The sequence below is a fragment of the Gilvimarinus sp. 1_MG-2023 genome, assembly GCF_030548285.1.
In genome coordinates this window covers 1-637 of record NZ_JAUOSC010000043.1, presented here as the reverse complement: position 1 = coordinate 637, position 637 = coordinate 1, and the positions used below count along the sequence as shown (strand labels likewise).

Here is a 637-nt window from a genome sequence, read left to right as displayed (position 1 = left end):
GATTGAGCGACTGCGCAAGCTGCGTCCGGATATCTCCATTTCCTCCGACTTTATTATCGGCTTCCCGGGTGAAACACTGGCAGACTTTGAAGACACCATGAAGCTGATCGAAACCATTGGTTTTGATACTTCGTTCAGTTTTATTTACAGCGCCCGCCCCGGTACACCGGCGGCTGAGTTACCGGACGAGACACCAGAGAGCATCAAGAAAGAACGTCTGCATATTCTGCAGGACCGTATTTTGCAAAATGCCCAGCTGATCAGTCGTCGTATGGTTGGCCGGGAAGAGACCATTCTGGTCACCGGCGTCTCCCGCAAAGACCCCGGTGAACTGCAGGGACGTACTGAAAACAACCGTGTCGTCAACTTCCACTATGAAGACCATAGCCTGATTGGTAAATTCGTCCGGGTGCAGATTGAAGATGCCTACCCGAACAGTCTGCGTGGTGTCATCATCGATGCTGACCAGGCGTATTAGACCAGTACGCTTTTGCTTATTTTCAGGAGATTTTTTTGACCGATACGCCCAGCGCTCCAGCACTTACTGCGGATCCTGCCGTCCAGACTCTGGAGCTGCAGCCGGAAGATGCCTCCCGACTCGCCAATCTCAGTGGCCATCTGGACAGCCATATTCGCC

The 637-nt window shown here is 52.7% G+C and carries 1 protein-coding gene; it reads left to right on the top strand.

Translation table 11 applies throughout. The annotated features are described in order from the left end of the window. Positions 1–478, top strand: a 478-nt coding sequence (locus Q4563_RS15535; protein ID WP_303605098.1) for a TRAM domain-containing protein, incomplete at its 5' end; no start/stop codon positions are given. Positions 479–637: the final 159 nt, after the last annotated feature.